Here is an 18,829-nt window from a genome sequence, read left to right as displayed (position 1 = left end):
TAGCCTCACTCAAATAGGAGCCCACAGACGTTCCGAGACCCCACTCTCTCCGTGTTAGTGAGGTAGACGTGTCAGAACGAAAGTTCGTTGCGGGAGTTGATTCCTCCACACAGTCTTGCAAGGTCGTAATCCTTGATCCGGCAACGGGAGAGATCGTGCGTGAGGGCCGTGCCCCCCACCCGGACGGAACGGAAGTACATCCCGATTACTGGTGGGATGCGTTCCTTGAAGCAGTCGACCAGGCCGGCGGCTTGGACGACGTTCGAGCTCTATCGGTCGCCGGTCAGCAACACGGAATGGTTCTACTTGACGCAGACGGTGAGGTCATTCGAGAGGCTCTGCTCTGGAATGACACGCGTAGCGCCGATGCCGCTGAGCACCTCATCCTTGAGCTTGGCGAGGGAAATAAAGACCAGGGTGTGCGCCGTTGGGTTGAGAAGACTGGCTCCGCCCCGGTTGCTTCTCTGACGGCCACCAAGCTTCGTTGGGTGGCGGACAACGAGCCTGAGAACGCGGGACGGATCGCTGCCGTCTGTTTGCCGCACGACTGGCTCACCTGGAAGATTTCTGGAAGTGCGGACATTCATACCCTCACCACCGATCGTTCTGATGCTTCGGGCACCGCATATATGTCGCGCCTTGAGCCAGAATATCTCTACGATCTACTCGCACTTGCTTTGCGGGTTGACGAGGACGAAGCTCGAAAGATCACGCTCCCCAAGATCCTGGGACCCTGGGATGTTGCATCGACTGGAGATAGCACTCGTGGGTGGGATGAGATCGCTCTGGGTCCGGGCCTTGGTGACAACGCTGGGGCGGCGCTCGGTCTTGAACTCAAGCCCGGTGAAGCGAGTCTTTCGCTTGGAACCTCGGGGGTCGTTGCGGTCATCAGCGATCACTCGATCGCCGATCCGATGGGACTAGTAACTGGATTCGCCGATGCGACCGGCAACTGGTTACCTCTTGCGTGCACGCTCAACGCCTCAAGGATCATTGACGCAATGGCTCGGGTCATTGACGCCGACTACGGGGAATTCGACGAACTGGCGCTGTCTGTGCCGGATGCGGCTGGCCTCACCCTCGTGCCGTACTTCGAGGGTGAGCGGACTCCGAATCTCCCAGACGCAACGGCCGCGCTCGAAGGTATGACTCTGGCGAATTCTGATCGTGCCCACGTTGCGCGCGCAACGGTTGAGGGGTTGCTGGGGCTTATGAGGTTCGCCCTCGATTCCGTGCGTGAGCTGGGCGTGGAGATTGAGACTGTCTACATGATTGGCGGAGGGGCCAAGTCCGCTGCCGTGCAGGAGCTAGCCCCGTCCATGCTTGACGCCAACGTTGTTCTGGCAAAGCCAGCGGAGTACGTGGCTCTCGGCGCCGCTCGGCAGGCGGCGGGGCTTGGACTGGAGTGACTTCGGTCAGTTCCGGCCCGAGGGCTACCCGACACTATTGATCGTTGTCACGCTAGCGAGATCACTGGCGGATTGATGGTCGCGGTTGCGATTGTGAGTCGTCCCGTGCGCCGCGAAGGAGCCTACGTGACCTGTCTAGCTGCGCCCTGATGGTAACGTGCGCAATTCTGGTGGCGCCTTTGTCGTGGTTGCGCACAGTCTCCGAAGGGTTGTTACCAAAATGAGATGATGAACCCGTTGTTTTCAATAACGTTAGCGCTAACATTACGGGTGAGATTAGTCGGCCGAACGCCTCAAATCTCTATATGTAAAGCCCGGCTACGGTGCCAGGAAATACTGGCGGTGTTGCCGGAACTCAATGAGGAGAACGTTTATGAAGTCTTCGACCAATAGGAAACGATGGGTTGGCGGCGTTGGTTTGATCGCTGCGAGCGCTCTGGCTCTGGCCGGGTGTGGTGGCTCAGGAGCCGGCGGAGGATCAGCCACGGAAGAGACGGCTGCCGAGTCAGGGGAAGAAACGACTGAAGCAGCATCGGGCGACTGTGATCCGTCAAGTATGATCATCGGCGTTGCGATGCCCACCCAGACCTCGGAACGCTGGATAGCCGACGGTAAAGCCGTCAAGGAAGGCCTAGAAGAAGCCGGATTTACCGTTGATCTGCAGTATGCAAACGACGACATCCCCACTCAGACGCAGCAGATCGACCAGATGATTACGAACGGTGCGAACCTTTTGGTTCTCGCCTCTATCGACGGTACGGCGCTTTCCAGCCAGCTTGATGCTGCTGGCGCGGCAGGTATTCCGGTTGTTTCGTACGACCGTCTGATTCGTGATAACGAGAACGTTGATTTCTACGTTTCGTTCGACAACTACCTCGTTGGTGTTGCGCAGGGAACCGCGTTGCTGTACGGCCTAGGTCTGGTAAATGAGGATGGGACCCCCGCGGACAATGCTCCTGCAGACCCAATGAACATTGAGCTCTTTGCCGGTTCGCCTGATGACAACAATGCCGGATTCTTCTTCCAGGGTGCGATGGATACCATCCAACCGTTTATCGATGAGGGTGTTCTGGTGGTTAAGTCCGGACAGACCGCATTCGACCAGGTAGCCACTCTGCGCTGGTCACAGGAAGCTGCGCAAAAGCGCATGGAGGACCTACTTTCTTCGACCTACGGTGACGGCGCCAAACTTGCTGGCGTTCTCTCCCCGTTCGACGGTATCTCTCGTGGTGTGATTACTGCGCTTCAAGGGGTTGGCATGGGTCCGACGATCAGTGAGGGTCTTCCGATCGTCACCGGTCAGGACGCTGAGATAGCTTCGATCAAACTGATCAATGAGGATGTCCAGCAGTCCACCATCTTCAAGGACACTCGTCTGCTCGCGCAGAGATCTGTGGAAGTCGTGAAGGATCTGGCGTGCGGTGCTGATCCCGAGGCCAACAACACTGAGGATTACGACAACGGCGTGAAGGTTGTTCCCTCGTACCTTCTTGACGTGGTGACCATTTACAAGGACAACATCCAGCAGGAAATCATCGATTCGGGTTACTGGACCGAGGAAGAGGTTGCTTCTGGCGTACCCGCCAAGTAGCGGCTACCTAGTACCAGGTGACTGCGGGGGCGGAGTGCTACCGCTCGGCTCCCGCAGTTTCACCTCAGAATCGACAGGGACGGCATTGTCATGACAGACAACATCTTGGAAATGAAAGACATTTGCAAGAGCTTCTCAGGCGTGCAGGTTCTGAAGGACGTCAATTTTGATGTCCGTCGGGGCGAGATTCACGCACTTTGTGGAGAGAACGGCGCGGGAAAATCCACGCTAATGAAGGTCCTATCGGGCGTGTACCCGTATGGCACATACGAAGGCGACATCGTCCTGGGCGGAAAAGTCGCGAAGTTTCACTCGGTAAAGGAATCAGAGGACGCAGGAATCGGGATTATCCACCAAGAACTCGCCCTGGTTTCTTATCTATCAATTGCTGAGAATCTTTTTCTTGGCTCAGAGAAACCAAAAGGCATTTTGGGTTCTATCAACTGGAACGAACTCAACCATAGGGCAACCGAAATTCTTGCAAGAGTGGGTCTCAATGAACCGGTTGTTACTCCAGTCGGACAGTTGGGGGTTGGTAAACAGCAAATCGTTGAGATCGGAAAGGTGCTTGCGAAGAACGTAGATCTGCTGGTGCTCGACGAACCGACCGCTGCTCTCAACGACAACGACTCCGAGGCGCTACTAGAGCTTGTTCGTCAGCTACGCGACTCCGGTGTCACCATCATCATTATTTCGCACAAACTCAATGAGATTGAGCAGATCGCAGACCGAACAACGGTCCTGCGTGATGGTCAGACCGTCGGTACTCTCGACATGCATGATCCGAACGTGACACAGGATGACATCGTACGGATGATGGTCGGTCGTCAACTGAGTCAGCGCTTCCCGGACCGTGAATCGAATCCCGGCGAAGTACTGTTCGAAGTCAAGGATTGGACCGTTTATCATCCCACGCAGCCGGGTCGGGTAATCGTAAAGGATGCCTCGTTCAACGTGCGTAAGGGCGAAGTTGTCGGTATCGCCGGTTTGATGGGAGCGGGCCGAACCGAGTTGGCGATGAGTCTATTCGGGAAATCGTACGGGTCCGAGATTTCGGGCAAGGTATATAAGGACGGCAAAGAAGTCGACCTCTCGTCGGTTTCGAAGGCAATTAAGAACAAGGTTGCCTACGCGACCGAAGACCGAAAGGTCTATGGCCTCAATTTGATCGACGACATTCGACACAACATTGGGATAGCCGGAATCCATAAGCACTCACCCCGCGGTGTTGTGAACGATAACGAGGAATTAGCGGTTGCAACAAGGTACAAGGACACGATGAATATTCGTGCCAACAATGTGCTTCAGCTTTCGGGCTCGCTCTCGGGAGGCAATCAGCAAAAGGTGGTTTTGTCCAAGTGGCTGTACACCGATGCGGACGTGCTGATCCTCGACGAACCGACACGAGGCATTGATGTTGGTGCGAAATACGAGATCTACACCCTAATCAACGAAATGGTCCAGCAGGGCAAAGCGGTCGTGGTTATTTCTTCGGAGCTCGAAGAGCTGCAGGGGATCACTGATCGAATCTACACACTCGCGTATGGGCGCATCACGGGTCAGATGCCGACAGCGGACGCGACACAAGAAGAACTCATGAGACTAATGACCATTGAACCCAAGAAGGAGAAGGCAGCGTGAGCAAAACGCGGGATCTTCTGAAAAACACGTTTGGCACTAGCCTTCGGCAGTCAGGCATCTTCCTCGCACTTGTTGCGATCGTCATCATTTTCTCGATTCTGCAGCCGACGTTTCTGTCGCCCAATAATCTGACGAACATCGTCCTGCAGTACTCGTACATTCTGGTGCTAGCGATCGGAATGCTGTTCGTGATCGTGCTCGGTCAAATCGACCTGTCTGTGGGTTCGGTTGTGGCGTTGACCGGTGCTATCTCAGCAGTGTTGGTAATCCGCCAGGGTATGCCGTGGTGGGTTGGGGTTCTGGTAGCGCTTCTCGTCGGTGTTCTGGTTGGAGCGTTCCAGGGATTTTGGGTTGCATTCGTTGGAATTCCAGGCTTCATTGTCACCCTTGCAGGAATGATGATGTTCCGAGGTCTTACCTACAACGTTCTTGACAATGTTTCGCTTTCACCGTTCCCGAAGGGGTACTACAACATCGCTAACGGATTCCTTAATGGACTGTTTGGCGGGTACGGGGTCGATAACTTCACGTTGGTCATCTTTGCAATCGGCGTTGTCGGATACATCGTTTCGGCATGGCGTACTCGTTCAGAAAAGGCGAAGTACGGCCAATCTGTCGGTAACCTGTGGATCTTCGTTGTAAAGATGGTGATTATCGCTGCGGTCGTTATGGCATTTGCCTACAAGCTCGCAAGTGCCCGTGGCCTGCCAATTGTTCTGATCATTCTGGCTGTGCTGATCCTTGTTTACGGATTTGTTTCCCAGAAAACGGTCTTCGGTCGCGATGTCTACGCGATTGGCGGCAACAAGACGGCAGCTGCACTCTCTGGCATTAACGTGCGCGCGGTTTCTTTCTGGGTGTATGTCAACATGGGATTCCTTGCCGGTGTTGCGGGCGTGCTTTATTCCGCTCGTATGAACGGTGCGCAACCGGGCGCGGGCAACATGTTCGAACTTGATGCCATCGCGGCTTGTTTCGTGGGCGGCGCTTCGACGACCGGTGGTATTGGACGGGTAAACGGTGCCTTGATTGGTGGTCTTGTTATGGCTGTCCTTTCAAATGGAATGCAGTTGATGGGCGCTTCGACTTCCACCCAGCAGATCGTCAAGGGTGCGGTTCTTTTGCTTGCGGTTGCCTTCGACGTCTACAACAAGCGTCGCTCGGCAGTCTCCGCCTAGACAGGTGAGCTGACGGTCGTTACTGACTGCAGTCTGATTGCAAACTCCCCGGATGGAGCCGTATCACCGGCTATCCTCCGGGGAGTTTGCTTCTGCGATGTTGAGCATTTGAGAGCAAAGTTGAGTCCATGTGACTCAAGAATCAACATTTGGTGTTGCGCCACTCACCAAAGACCTCTAAAGTTGAGTCCATGAGGCTAAAGGTTGAACTAATGGTTCGGCCGTCGGTCAGTTCTTGACCGGGAAGCCAAGGACATTAACGAAAACAAGGAGGCCATTTTGGCTAAGGCAGTAGGCATTGACCTGGGTACCACCAACTCCGCGCTCGCGGTGCTTGAAGGTGGTGAGCCCAGCATCATCGTGAACGCAGAGGGCGTTCGCACGACCCCATCGGTAGTTGCATTCTCCAAGGGTGGAGAGGTGCTGGTTGGCGAGATCGCAAAGCGTCAGGCAGTGACAAACGTTGATCGCACCATCTCTTCAGTCAAGCGTCACATGGGCACTGACTGGACCAAGGAAATCGATGGTAAGACGTATACCGCGCAGGAGATCTCGGCTCGAATTCTTTCGAAGCTAAAGCACGACGCGGAGTCGTACCTCGGTGAGCCCGTGACCGATGCGGTTATCACCGTTCCCGCATACTTCAATGACGCAGAGCGTCAGGCAACGAAGGATGCAGGCCAGATTGCTGGTCTGAACGTTCTTCGTATCATCAACGAGCCCACCGCAGCCGCACTTGCGTACGGTCTAGATAAGGGCAAGGAAGAGGAACTCATCCTGGTTTACGATCTCGGTGGAGGCACCTTTGACGTGTCGCTGCTTGAGGTGGCTAAGGACGAGGACGGATTCTCCACGATTCAGGTTCGCTCTACCGCTGGCGATAACCGCCTCGGTGGCGACGACTGGGATCAGCGCATCGTTGACTGGCTGATCCAGCAGGTCAAGAGCAAGACCGGTGTTGACCTCGGGAAGGACCCCGTTGCCCTACAGCGTCTGAAAGAGGCCGCTGAGCAGGCAAAGCGTGAACTATCGACGGCAACCACGGCGAACATCTCGCTTCAGTACCTTTCGATGAGTGAAGCCGGCCCGATCCACTTGGATGAGCAACTGAGCCGCGCAAAGTTCGAGGACATGACCAAGGATCTTCTGGATCGGACCGAGAAGCCGTTCAAGGACGTCATCCGTGAGGCCGGAATTTCCGTGTCTGACATTGATCACGTTGTTCTGGTTGGTGGTTCCACCCGTATGCCGGCCGTGAACGAACTGGTCGTCAAACTGACCGGAGGTAAAGAACCGACACGTACGGTAAACCCGGATGAGGTCGTTGCAATTGGCGCGGCCCTTCAGGCCGGTGTCATGCAGGGCGATCGTCAGGACGTCCTTCTGATCGACGTTACTCCGCTTTCCCTCGGCATCGAGACCAAGGGCGGCGTGATGACCAAGTTGATCGAGCGCAACACCGCCATCCCGACCCGTGCGACTGAGGTCTTCTCGACCGCTGAAGACGGGCAACCTTCAGTTCTGATTCAGGTCTTCCAGGGCGAGCGTGATTTCACCCGCGACAACAAGCCGCTGGGCACCTTCGAGCTGACAGGTATTGCTCCGGCTCCTCGTGGTGTTCCCCAGATCGAGGTCTCGTTCGATATCGATGCGAACGGTATCGTTCACGTCTCTGCAAAGGACCGTGGGACCAACAAGGAGCAGTCCATGACCATCACCGGTGGCTCGGCTCTTCCGAAGGAAGACATTGACCGCATGGTGAAGGAGGCCGAGGAACACGCCGCCGAGGACAAGAAGCGTCGTGAAGACCTTGAGGCCCGCAACCTCGCAGAGTCTGCGGTCTACCAGACCGAGAAGCTACTCAAGGACAACGAGGACAAGATCTCTGAGGATACTCGCAAGTCTGTTCAGGGAGCCGTTGACGAGGTCAAGACCGCACTTGAGGGCGAGGATACCGAAGCCATCAACAAGGCACTCGGGCACCTCAACGAAGTTGGTATGAAGATTGGTGAAGAGGTCTATGCGGCCTCCCAGCAGGAAGACCTGCCGAGCCAGGAAGATGTCAACGCTGAAGAGGACGTCATTGACGCCGAGATCGTGGAAGACGAGGACGAAGCTAAGTGACGAATGCTGGAGACGACTTCCTGCCCGTAGATCCCCAGTCTGAGGGTGCTGAGCAGGAAGAACCCTCCCACGGTGAGACCAGGAACGAGGGGGCCGAGAATATTTCGGCCCCCTCGGGCTCATCCGGGGAGGGCAAGAATGGAAAGACTGACGATTTTGCGCAGTTCGAGCAGGACTTAGGGGAGGATTCCTTGCTTGCTAAGGTTCAGGGCGAACTGGAACAGACAAAGGACGAACTAGCTCGAAGCAGGGCAGAGACATACAACGTACGTCAGGACTATGGGAACTATGTTCGAAGGTCGAAAGAAGAGGCCGGAAAACGTCGAACTGAGGGTCAGCACGATGTCGTCGAGGCTCTGATGCCGGTACTAGACGACATTAGTGCAGCCCGCGTTGCCGGTGAACTCACAGACGGCCCGTTTGCCTCTATTGCCGAGAAGCTCGAGGGCACCCTGGCGAATAGTTTCGACTACGAGCAGTACGGAGCAGAAGGCGATCATTTCGATCCCGAGTTCTACGACGCTCTGATGATGCAGCCGAACCCCGACCCTTCAGTAAAAGAACAGGTCGTAGGTAAGGTTCTTCAGCCCGGTTACCGGGCGGGAGAGCGAGTCCTTCGTCCCGCCAAAGTTTTAGTATTTGATCCCCAATAGGATTCTCATCGCGCTTTACGCGGTGAGTAGTAAGGAGTGAGACATGGGAGAGCAAGACTGGTTCGACCGTGACTACTACGCTGTCCTGGGGGTTCCGAAGGACGCGGACGAGAAAGAGATCCGCAAGGCCTACCGCAAGCTAGCTCGTAAGTGGCACCCGGATCAGAACCCGGGTGACGATAAGGCCGAGGCGAAGTTCAAGGAGATCGGCGAAGCCTTCGCCGTGCTAAATGACAAGGAACAGCGCGAACGCTACGACGCCATCCGCCAGATGGCATCGGGTGGTGCGCGGTTCCAGGCTCCCGGTCGTGGCGGCGCGGGCGGCTTCGAGGACATGTTTGGCGGGATGTATGGCGGAGCCCAGGGCGGGCCGCACGTGCAGTTCAGCTCCGGTGGTGGAGGAGCGGGATTCGAAGACATCCTTTCATCCATCTTCGGTGGAGGAGGCGGAGTATCGTCCTCATTCGGTGGCGGATTCCCGGGCGGTTTCGGCGGCCAGTATCAGCCGGAACCACAAAAGGGCGGTGATCTTTCGACATCGACCAAGATCACTTTCAAGCAGGCATTCGAGGGCGAGACTCTAACGTTCAACCTTGACGGTCGACCCATGAAAGTTCGCATTCCTGCCGGGGTGCGCGACGGTCAGAAGATCAAACTGGCCGGAAAGGGTCAACCCGGTGCAAACGGCGGTCCTGCCGGGGACCTGGTGGTCCAGGTTTCGGTCGAGTCCGATCCGATGTTCTCGATGGATAAAGATCGTCTGCGTGTCAAGCTGCCAATCAGCTATCCCGAGGCGGCACTTGGAGCCAAGGTTGACGTTCCTCTTCCCGATGGGTCGAAGGTATCGATGAAAGTTCCTGCTGGAACTTCAAGCGGGGCTGTTCTCAGACTCAAAGGTAAGGGAGTGAAAAAGGGCAGCAAGCGCGGCGACGTAATGGTTGATCTGGTCATCGTGACACCCAGGAAGATGTCTGATGAGCAGGAAGAAGCCGTCGAAGAGTTGAAGAAAGCAATGGGCGATTGGAACCCTCGTAAAAATTAGTGTTCCACACCTCAGGTTCGCTCCCTGATCTCGCGCGCCGTGTCGGTGCACTCGTGGGCTTACTCCGGTAAGCCTTCGCTCGTTTACCTTGCGGTGCGTCGACTCTCTGCACGATCTAGGAAACGAATTTACGACGTGAGACACTAGAACAAAGCCGCCAGAAAGAAGTGATTGGGGTGAACTCGAACGCAACTGAGGGTGCTGGGCACCCATCGACCGAGCCGGTGGACCAGATCTACACGGTTTCGGTAGCAGCCGAGTTGGCTGGCATGCACGCCCAAACGCTTCGACAGTATGACCGGTTGGGACTGGTGAGTCCCGAACGGGCCAAGGGGCGTGGCAGACGGTACTCCGGTGCCGATGTCCGAAAACTTGTGGAGATTCAAAGCCTTACCCAGGACCAGGGAGTGAACCTGGCCGGAGTGGCCTTGATTCTCGAACTCCGAGATCACATCGAAGGACTCCATACGGAGATAGAGCAGTTGCGGCAAGCTATCGCTTCAACCTCTGTCCCGCCAAGCAGAGTCTTTACGGCCGACGCCGCGGGCGACGTACGACTTCGCCCGCCGAAGTCTCCGACAGAAGCGGACTCTGAGCTAGCCAACCGACCTGAGCCAGACAGAGAAGTTATCACCGCAGCGAAACCTATTTCGGGCAAGAGCGTGGTGCCAGCCGCGACAGCGTTCGGTTGGCAGAGACTGGCTCTGTTACAGCTCTCACGCATTATGCAGGGACGAGGGCAATAGCCTCTCGCGAGGTCATACACTTTAGAGGTTGCATTGGATGATCGCTGAAGTAGGGATCGTATGACAGGTGATGACCTTAGTGTGAAGCGGCGCTTGTCAGCACGCTCGAGATTCGCGCGTTTTGCTGGCCGCGCCTCTGCCTCGCTTTCTAGAAGTCTGGGCCTGGGTTCCGGCGGAATGTTTGGCGGCAAGGTTGCGTTGGCGCTTAGCCCGGACATCCTGAGTGAGTTGGCGGCTGGAAGGCAGATAGTCCTAGTCACAGGCACCAATGGCAAGTCAACGACCACCAGAATGACCGCCGAAGCATTACGGACCCTTGGAGAAGTTGCTTCGAATCAGAACGGTGACAACATGACGACCGGGGTCGTCACAGCACTGATGGATGCCCCCGATGCCCCGTATGCGGTACTCGAAGTTGACGAGATGCATATGCCTCAGATCGCTCGCGCGACAAGGCCCGCCGCGATAGTTCTGCTGAACCTTTCCCGCGACCAACTTGATCGTGTGGGAGAGATTGGAACCGTCGAGGGAAGGCTTCGCGAGGCAGTGGAGTTGTCCCCCGATGCGCTCATTGTCGCCAACTGTGATGATCCGCTTGTGTCTTCCGCTGCCTGGGAGGCGCCAGATGTCCAGTGGGTGTCCGTCGGGGCGCCGTGGCAGGCAGATTCCACCTCTTTCCCTCGTACAGGAACTATCGTGCAACGGGACCAGGAAGGGTGGACCGTAGCGGACTATCCCGAGTACGCCAGGCAAGAAGCCGATTGGACAATAACCGCGCCGCACCCAGACGGTTCGTTTGAGATTCTTGGTCCGGATGGGGTAAAGATTCGCACCACGCTTCAAGTTCCCGGAAGGGTAAATCGAGGTAATGCGGCGCAGGCGGCCGCAACAGCCACGTACTTTGGCGTCACACCAGAGGCTCTCTCCGACGCGCTTGCCTCGGTTGCAGGCGTTGCCGGCAGATATCAGACCTATGGTGTGGACGGACGATTGGCAAGGCTGATTCTGGCGAAGAACCCGGCTGGGTGGCAAGAGAGCTTGACGATGGTAGATCCCGATACGGCTCAGCTTGTCATCTCCGTGAACGGACAGACCCCGGACGGGGAGGATCTCTCCTGGCTCTGGGATGTCGAATATGAGCGTGTTAATGACCTTGGTGTTCAGACCGTTGTTGCCAGTGGAGAACGCGTTGCTGACCTGTCTGTTCGGTTGGAGTACGCGGGGGTGAAACACAGGGTCGAACCGGATCCGGTGAAGGCGATCCGCAGTCTTGAACCGGGCAGGGTCGAGGTTCTGGCAAACTATACGGCCTTCCGTGACCTGAAGTGGGAGCTCGAACATCTATGACCGACTCAGCTTTGCGCGTGGGACTTATATATCCCTCGATTCTTGGAACCTACGGGGACGGCGGTAACGCCAGAATTCTTGCCGAGCGTGCGAGGCGACGCGGATTCGATGCCGAGGTGGTCGTTATTGATTTGGGCGCGACCATTCCGGCAGAGCTAGACGTCTACACCCTGGGCGGCGGCGAGGACGTCGCTCAAGCGATTGCCGCCCAGAGCATGCGTGGTGACAGAGGACTGTGCCTGGCGGTGGAGGCAAACAAGCCGGTTCTCGCAATATGCGCGGCAATGCAGCTACTCGGAACCGAATATACCGACGCAACGGGCGTGCGAGTCGAGGGGCTCGGCCTCTTGGATGTGGTGACTTCCCCCATGGGCAAACGCGCCATTGGAGAAGTTGTCGAGCAACCTTTGATTGAAGGGCTAACTCAGCCTCTTACCGGATTCGAGAACCACGGCGGACGCACCAGGCTGGGAAGCGGTGCAAAGCCCCTTGGCCGAGTGGTAGTTGGAACCGGTAACGGCGACGAAAGCAGGGTCGAGGGGGCTGTGCAGGGATCGATCATCGGAACCTACTTGCACGGACCGGCACTTGCACGAAACCCGGAGCTCGCAGACCTGATATTGAGTCGGGTACTAGGCGGACTGGAACCCCTTGAAATTCCGGGAGTTGAGAGGCTCCGTGCCGAACGACTTGCGTCCGCCAGGACGGGCGCTCCGGGCGAACGATGAGACTGCGCCGACTACCGACCCTGTTCCGAGTTCAACAACCGGAACTAGGTCAAGGCGGCTAGATTGCGGTTGCGTACCACCTCATGCTCCGGGGTCGAGGGTCCGTTCTAGACTGTAGCTAGAAGGGTCAGAACGTTAGACTCCAAAACTGAATCAACTACGAAATGCTGACTGAGATCAGGAGAGACGATGAGCGGTAACGACCCAGCCAATCCCTATGGGCCTCCCGAGGCAAGTGGCGAGCCGACTCCGCCCGAGGCCGCTGGTGCTCCGCAGTTCGGGCAGCGCTCTGAAAACTGGACTCCCAAGCCAGACGGCCCGCCTAATAGCCAGGTTCCCGGCGCTCCGCAGTTCGGGCAGCGTTCTGAGACATGGTCTCCCGGTGGTCAGAATAATGGTGCGGCACCGGACGTTCCAGATAGTCCCTGGCCCGTGTACGGAGAGCTTGGAAGCAATGGACAACCTGGTGCGTCCGGGGGACAGTTTCCTCCCGGTCAGTACGGTCAACCAGGTGGTCAGAGTCAACAGGGACCTTACCCGGGACAGAACTCCTACCCGCCACGGCAGGGGCCGTACTACGGCGGACAGTATCCGTCACAAGATCAGTATCCTCAGGGTCAGTACGGAACACCCACGCCCTACAGTCAGGGGCAAAACCCTGCGCCGACGGGAGAGATGCCCAGCCGCACCGGAGCGATCCTAACCCTAGTTGGCGGAATCTTCCTGATGGTCATCGTCGCTCCGATCCTGTTCTTCTCACTGGTGATAAATGCTGTTGGCACCGATCGACTCATGGAGGGCGGACTCCAGGCCAGCAATGGTGGAGTCATGAACGTGGGACCGGCCGGAGTGGTTGCAGTGTTGCCGCTATCGGGTGAGGCAACCTCATGCACGGCAACGGACAGCACCGGAACTGCTACAGAGATGTATTACGAGGTTGAGTCCGGCGGGACCTACGTGGGCCGCGGCCTAGTTGAGGGCCAGTACACCATTGAGTGCGAAGGCGTCCCGACCGGGGCTGCACTGATGGTCCTCGATGGAACAGTTCTTGGCGAAATCGTCGATGGGACGGTGCAAGCTATCGTGTGGGCAACCGTAGTCGGGCTGGCTGGTCTGGGACTTACCATCGGAGGCATAATCTGGTTGGTACGGCGTAACCAGGCGCGGAAGGCGTACCTGCGGGGTCGTCCATACTAGCTCGGGCGATGAGCTACTTTGCGCGGGTTCGGATCAATAAACTGGGTTGCTCCCGGCTTACCGGTGCCTTTCACGCACAGATAAGCTAATGATCTGGTTGAGGTATCGCCGCACAGCGGCCCGTTCCTCCCTCGTTCGCTGTGCGGCGCGTTTGGTATGCTGCGCCAGTGCGCCTCCGCTCAGTTCGCGGTTAGCTTTCTCCACAGGAACTCCCATGACAGGGCGCGGTTATGAGCCCTCTGCCGACTATCGGCGGCACCGCCGTGGCCGCCCTCGATGTTCTCGAAGTAGAGCGCGTCCTTATCGGCGTGTTCCGTAAGGTAGCCAAGAGCTCTGGCATGCGCTGGGTGCACTCGGTCATCCTTTGTCGAGGTGGTTAGCAGTAGCGATGGGTATTCTCGTTCAGCTTCGAAAAGGTGGACCGGACTGAACGATCTGATGAACTCCCACTGCTCTGGGTCATCTGGGTCTCCGTACTCGGCAATCCACGACGCTCCGGCTAATAGCGTGTGGTATCGGCCCATGTCCAGAAGGGGTACGGAGCAGACGATCGCACCGAAGTCTTCCGGGTACTGGGTGTACATGTTGCCCATCAGCAGGCCGCCGTTTGAGCCGCCCTCCGCCCCGAGCATCCGTTCGGTAGTGACGCCGCGACGGACCAAATCACGCGCAACCGCAGCAAAATCCTCGTAAGCCCGATGCCGATTTTCTTGTAGAGCAGCTTTGTGCCACTCGGGTCCGTACTCGCCGCCTCCTCGAATATTGGCGACAACGTAGACGCCCCCGTGCTCCAACCATGCGCGTCCCGTTACTGGCTCATACGAGGGCAGGAGGGAGACCTGGAATCCGCCATAACCATACAGAAGAGTTGGTGCTGGTCCGTTCTGCGGTTTAGAGATCTGGAAGTAGGGAATGCGGGTACCGTCTTCTGACTCGGCGAAGTGCTGCGATACTTCGACTCCGTCCGCGTTGTACATGCTCGGAGCTTGACGCACCTGTCGCCAGGTTCCGTCTTCTTCGACCAGCCAAAGGGTGCTTGGCTCTATATAGCCGGTGGTGACGACCCACAAGCGGTCATTCTCAAGCGGAGTCACGGCGGCAACCTCGATGGTGACGTAGGGATTGCCTGTCGGAGGAGTGTTGAACTGTTCTTTGTGCCATGAGCGTCCATCGTCGCTGGGAACAAGGGCCGTGATACGAGGGACCACGTCACAGATGCTTGTCACCATCACTTTGGTTGCGGTTGCCGCCAGTCCCTCAAGCACCTCATTCTCGGTTGGCAAGAACATGGGTGTTGCGGGCGCAGTATCGGGATTTTTGAGGAACTCGTCGGTGAGTAGAGACAGCAGTGCGCCAGAAGGCCATTCTTCGCCGACTTCAGGCCTTGACCAGTCATCGCGCAGCATCACTATCGTCCACTGGTTCCAGATGCTGGCCTGCGCCGATTCGGGAACCGGGATACGTTTGAACTCTCCCGATTTGATCGACTCAATCCCTCCGGACACGAAGTACTGCGCCGAAGAATAGAAGTCGAGAGCCTCTTCAATGGCCTGTATCTGACCTGTACGGTCGCGTCCGCTGGCCGCCCAGACTCCCATGGACGAGGCATCACCCTTGAAGATTAACTCCGCTTCATCTGCTGACTGCCCACGGCTCACAACACGTGCTTCTAGGGGGTATCCCGAGGACGAGGTGGAATCGAGGCCGTCGGGTTGCGAAAACCAACAGTGATCTCTGTCGATCCAACCGAGGGATCCTTTGGCCTCGCCGCGGTAGAAGCCGTCCTCAACCCAGTCGAGGGTTTCAAGGTCGAACTCGCGTGTTTCGTCGGCATCTGAACCCCCGTCTGAGAGGGTAATCAGAGCGCGGTCGTACGATGGATAGAGAACACTGGCTCCGTGCCAGACCCAAGACTTGCCTTCCGACGAGGACAAGGCATCAACGTCAATCAAGGTTTCCCAGGCATCCTCCCCGGCGAGGTATGACTCGAACGGTTGGCGGCGCCACAGTCCTCGTGGATTGTCCGCGTCCGTCCAAAAGTTGTAAGCGAGATCGCCGCGCACCGCCACCATCGGGATGCGCTCAGGGTCATCCAAGACCTCAAGGATCTGATCTTCTAGTTCCTTAAGGGTTGGTATCGGCTTGCCGCTAGGAGTTACCTGTCCTGTGGTGTCACTGGCTAGGTACCGTTCGGTTTGTTCGTTGCGCCCGCGCACCCATGTAAGAGCCTGATCTCCCGTGACCTCTTCGAGATATTCGGGGAACAGTCGGTCCATGTGGTCGTCGGTCTTGATTGAATCAGTCATAGCAAAACTCTGACACTGTGGGGAATAAGAGCCAAATCAAGCCTTTATCGTGGATAGCGCCTTGCACTACTTACACCTGGCCTAGTCGTTGATGGAATGTTCTGTTTTCGGTGGCTATGGAGAAAAATCATCGTTGGTGATCGTTCGATGAGTCCATGGGAGTTATTTGTCGGCGGGGCGAACTAGACTATATGCGGAAATGATTTGCTCGGCCGAGAACTCGAAGCGGGGTCTCTCGGATTGAAGGAGGCTTTTCGATGGCGATGGAACTGACCAACAAAGCAAGGGAAGCGATCAGCTCGGCGGTGCAAATGGCATCGGCTGCGGGCAACCCGACGGTTGAACCCCTTCATCTCCTCGAAGCTCTCCTTGAGCAACCAGAGGGAATCGCCATCTCGCTACTCGCAGCGGTCGGTGCGCAACGAAGTGACGTGGGAGCTCAGGTTCGCACGGCGTTGGTTGACCTTCCAGCAAGCTCGGGGTCGTCGGTTGCACAGCCGCAGACCTCTCGCGGCCTACTGAACGTCATTACTGATGCTGAGAAACGGTCCCAGGCTCGCGGTGACGCTTACGTGTCCACCGAGCAACTACTGATTGCTTTGGCGGCTTCCGATACCGAGGCAGGGAAGATCCTTCGTGCCTCCGGAGCAACACCCGATGTGATGGAAGCGAAACTTGATGAGCTACGCCCAGAGCCAGTTACATCCGTTGATCCAGAAGGCACTTTTGAAGCTCTGAAGAAGTACGGACGCGACCTGACTGAGATGGCACGCGAAGGCAAGCTCGACCCCGTGATTGGGCGCGATTCCGAGATCAGGCGTGTGGTGCAGGTTCTTTCTAGGCGCACAAAGAACAATCCGGTTCTTATCGGTGAGGCCGGAGTTGGTAAGACCGCCGTAGTTGAAGGTCTGGCTCAGCGAATGGTCGAGGGCGACGTTCCCGACTCGCTACGCAACAAGCGTCTGATCAGCCTAGATCTCGGATCAATGGTTGCTGGTGCAAAGTACCGTGGTGAGTTTGAGGAACGACTCAAGGCTGTCCTCGACGAAATCAAGAACTCGAACGGCGAGATCATCACCTTCATCGACGAAATGCACACCGTTGTCGGTGCGGGCGCGTCCGAGGGATCGATGGATGCTGGGAACATGCTTAAGCCAATGCTGGCTCGTGGTGAACTCCGTATGGTTGGCGCCACCACTCTCGATGAGTTCCGAGAGAACATCGAGAAAGATCCGGCCCTCGAACGCCGCTTCCAGCAGGTTTACGTCGGCGAGCCCTCGGTCGAGGACACCGTTGCGATCTTGCGTGGCATCGCCCCGAAGTACGAGGCGCACCATAAGGTGACGATCTCGGACGGCGCCCTTGTAGCCGCTGCCGAACTCTCGGATCGGTACATTCCTGGTCGGCAGCTTCCAGACAAGGCCATCGACCTGATAGACGAGGCCGCATCACGGCTGCGCATGGAACTTGACTCCAGCCCCGAAGAAATCGATACCCTGCAGCGCGAACTTTCTCGTCTTCAGATGGAAGAAACCTATCTGTCCGAATCTGATCCGGATTCGGCAGATGAAGCCACCGCAGACCGACTGTTCAGGCTACGTGAGGAAATCGCCAACAAGGGCGAAGACTTGAGTGCTCTGACCGCTCGTTGGGAGAACGAGAAGGCCGGCCGTAACAAGGTTGGTGACTTGCGCGCTCAGCTTGACGAGCTTCGGACACAGTTCGAAGTTGCGATGCGTGATGGGCGATATGACGAGGCTGGGAGAATCCAAAATGGTCTCATCCCAGAGATTGAGGATCAAATTGCGGCGGCCGAACTAGACGAGGTAGAGGAGTCTGAAGCCGCAGATGAACCCATGATTGCCGAGAAGGTCGGTCCGACCGAGATCGCAGAGGTGATCGAATCTTGGACAGGTATTCCGACCGGGCGCATGATGCAGAGCGAGACCGAAAAGCTCCTCGACATGGAGGAATGGATCGGTAAACGCCTCATTGGACAAGAAGAAGCCGTGAAGGTGGTCTCAGACGCTGTTCGTCGCTCGCGTGCAGGTGTGGCGGACCCGAACCGTCCGACCGGTTCCTTCTTGTTCCTTGGACCTACCGGCGTTGGCAAAACGGAGCTAGCGAAGTCGCTCGCTGAATTCCTCTTCGACGATGAGCGTTCAATGATCCGTATCGATATGAGCGAGTATGGAGAAAAGCACTCGGTTTCCCGGCTGGTCGGTGCCCCTCCTGGCTATGTCGGATATGACGAGGGCGGTCAGTTGACTGAGGAGGTTCGCCGTCGCCCCTATTCGGTGGTTCTCTTGGACGAGGTCGAGAAGGCTCACCCCGAAATTTTCAACATCCTGCTGCAGGTCCTCGACGATGGGCGACTCACGGACGGTCAGGGACGAACCGTCGATTTCCGCAACACCATCCTGATTCTTACCTCGAACCTAGGTTCCCAGTTCCTCATCGATCCGGACATGACGGACGATGAAAAGCGTGAAGCTGTGATGCAGATTGTGCGTCAGTCATTCAAGCCCGAGTTTCTCAATCGTCTTGATGACACTGTGGTGTTTAGGCCCCTTGATAAGCATGAGCTTGGAAAGATTGTCGATCTGCAAGTCGAGCAGATGGCTAAGAGACTTGCTTCGCGTCGCATTGACCTCAAGGTGACTGATGATGCTAGGCGTTGGCTTGAAGACCATGGATACGATCCGGCCTATGGGGCACGGCCTCTACGTCGACTGGTCCAGACCGAGGTTGGTGACCGGCTTGCGATGCTGATTCTGGGCGGTGAAGTTGAGGACGGACAGACGGTCTTGGTTGAGGTTGCGGAGGACAGGGATCACTTGGAAGTGAGGCCCGAGTAGGCGTACCTC

The 18,829-nt window shown here is 56.9% G+C and carries 13 protein-coding genes; 12 read left to right on the top strand and 1 reads right to left on the bottom strand.

Annotation, left to right across the window (positions count from 1 at the left end; genetic code table 11):
- The first annotated feature begins 68 nt into the window (after positions 1-68).
- The 11 genes from U6G28_01255 (at position 69) to U6G28_01205 (ending at position 13,656) form a co-directional block, all read left to right on the top strand.
- Positions 69-1,409 (top strand): FGGY family carbohydrate kinase, encoded by a 1,341-nt coding sequence (locus U6G28_01255; protein ID WRS30351.1) that lies wholly within the window; start codon positions 69-71, stop codon positions 1,407-1,409.
- A gap of 373 nt (positions 1,410-1,782) precedes the next feature.
- On the top strand, positions 1,783-3,000 hold the full coding sequence (gene chvE / locus U6G28_01250) for a multiple monosaccharide ABC transporter substrate-binding protein (protein ID WRS30350.1): 1,218 nt from the start codon (positions 1,783-1,785) through the stop codon (positions 2,998-3,000).
- A 90-nt stretch (positions 3,001-3,090) separates the two neighbouring features.
- On the top strand, positions 3,091-4,641 hold the full coding sequence (locus tag U6G28_01245; protein WRS30349.1) for a sugar ABC transporter ATP-binding protein: 1,551 nt from the start codon (positions 3,091-3,093) through the stop codon (positions 4,639-4,641).
- Positions 4,638-5,819 (top strand): multiple monosaccharide ABC transporter permease, encoded by a 1,182-nt coding sequence (gene mmsB / locus U6G28_01240; GenBank protein WRS30348.1) that lies wholly within the window; start codon positions 4,638-4,640, stop codon positions 5,817-5,819. Before U6G28_01245 ends, mmsB begins: the two co-directional genes overlap by 4 nt.
- A gap of 279 nt (positions 5,820-6,098) precedes the next feature.
- Positions 6,099-7,943 carry a molecular chaperone DnaK gene (gene dnaK, locus U6G28_01235; protein ID WRS30347.1) on the top strand — a complete coding sequence of 615 codons (1,845 nt, stop codon included), beginning with the start codon at positions 6,099-6,101 and terminating at the stop codon, positions 7,941-7,943.
- Entirely contained in the window at positions 7,940-8,596 is a 657-nt protein-coding gene (gene grpE, locus U6G28_01230) for a nucleotide exchange factor GrpE (protein WRS30346.1), read from the top strand. Before dnaK ends, grpE begins: the two co-directional genes overlap by 4 nt.
- A 43-nt stretch (positions 8,597-8,639) precedes the next feature.
- Positions 8,640-9,638 (top strand): DnaJ C-terminal domain-containing protein, encoded by a 999-nt coding sequence (locus tag U6G28_01225; protein WRS30345.1) that lies wholly within the window; start codon positions 8,640-8,642, stop codon positions 9,636-9,638.
- A gap of 176 nt (positions 9,639-9,814) precedes the next feature.
- A complete protein-coding gene (locus U6G28_01220) occupies positions 9,815-10,384 on the top strand; it encodes a helix-turn-helix transcriptional regulator (protein WRS30344.1) in 570 nt (189 codons plus the stop codon).
- Between the two features lie 60 nt (positions 10,385-10,444).
- Entirely contained in the window at positions 10,445-11,731 is a 1,287-nt protein-coding gene (locus tag U6G28_01215) for a MurT ligase domain-containing protein (protein ID WRS30343.1), read from the top strand.
- Complete coding sequence (locus tag U6G28_01210) at positions 11,728-12,459, top strand: glutamine amidotransferase (protein WRS30342.1); 732 nt, start codon at positions 11,728-11,730, stop codon at positions 12,457-12,459. Before U6G28_01215 ends, U6G28_01210 begins: the two co-directional genes overlap by 4 nt.
- Positions 12,460-12,648: 189 nt before the next feature.
- Positions 12,649-13,656 carry a hypothetical protein gene (locus tag U6G28_01205; protein WRS30341.1) on the top strand — a complete coding sequence of 336 codons (1,008 nt, stop codon included), beginning with the start codon at positions 12,649-12,651 and terminating at the stop codon, positions 13,654-13,656.
- Between the two features lie 179 nt (positions 13,657-13,835).
- Here the strand turns inward: U6G28_01205 and U6G28_01200 are convergent, their stop codons facing one another.
- Positions 13,836-15,962 carry a prolyl oligopeptidase family serine peptidase gene (locus tag U6G28_01200; GenBank protein WRS30340.1) on the bottom strand — a complete coding sequence of 709 codons (2,127 nt, stop codon included), beginning with the start codon at positions 15,960-15,962 and terminating at the stop codon, positions 13,836-13,838.
- Positions 15,963-16,219: 257 nt separating this feature from the next.
- Here U6G28_01200 and clpB point away from each other — a divergent pair, with 257 nt between their 5' ends.
- Positions 16,220-18,820 (top strand): ATP-dependent chaperone ClpB, encoded by a 2,601-nt coding sequence (gene clpB / locus U6G28_01195; GenBank protein WRS30339.1) that lies wholly within the window; start codon positions 16,220-16,222, stop codon positions 18,818-18,820.
- Positions 18,821-18,829: the final 9 nt, after the last annotated feature.

This window comes from Actinomycetaceae bacterium MB13-C1-2 (genome assembly GCA_035621235.1).
Taxonomy (GTDB): Bacteria; Actinomycetota; Actinomycetes; order Actinomycetales; family Actinomycetaceae; genus Scrofimicrobium.
The sequence above is the reverse complement of the archived record's forward strand: the minus strand, read 5'-3'. Positions and strand labels throughout refer to the sequence as shown.

Excerpts from the sequence above, each read along its gene's own strand:
- U6G28_01225 (WRS30345.1), top strand. The coding sequence starts at position 8,640 with ATGGGAGAGCAAGACTGGTTCGACCGTGACTACTACGCTGTCCTGGGG.
- U6G28_01205 (WRS30341.1), top strand. The coding sequence starts at position 12,649 with ATGAGCGGTAACGACCCAGCCAATCCCTATGGGCCTCCCGAGGCAAGT.
- chvE (WRS30350.1), top strand. The coding sequence starts at position 1,783 with ATGAAGTCTTCGACCAATAGGAAACGATGGGTTGGCGGCGTTGGTTTG.
- U6G28_01200 (WRS30340.1), bottom strand. The coding sequence starts at position 15,962 with ATGACTGATTCAATCAAGACCGACGACCACATGGACCGACTGTTCCCC.
- U6G28_01210 (WRS30342.1), top strand. The coding sequence starts at position 11,728 with ATGACCGACTCAGCTTTGCGCGTGGGACTTATATATCCCTCGATTCTT.
- U6G28_01215 (WRS30343.1), top strand. The coding sequence starts at position 10,445 with ATGACAGGTGATGACCTTAGTGTGAAGCGGCGCTTGTCAGCACGCTCG.
- clpB (WRS30339.1), top strand. The coding sequence starts at position 16,220 with ATGGCGATGGAACTGACCAACAAAGCAAGGGAAGCGATCAGCTCGGCG.
- U6G28_01245 (WRS30349.1), top strand. The coding sequence starts at position 3,091 with ATGACAGACAACATCTTGGAAATGAAAGACATTTGCAAGAGCTTCTCA.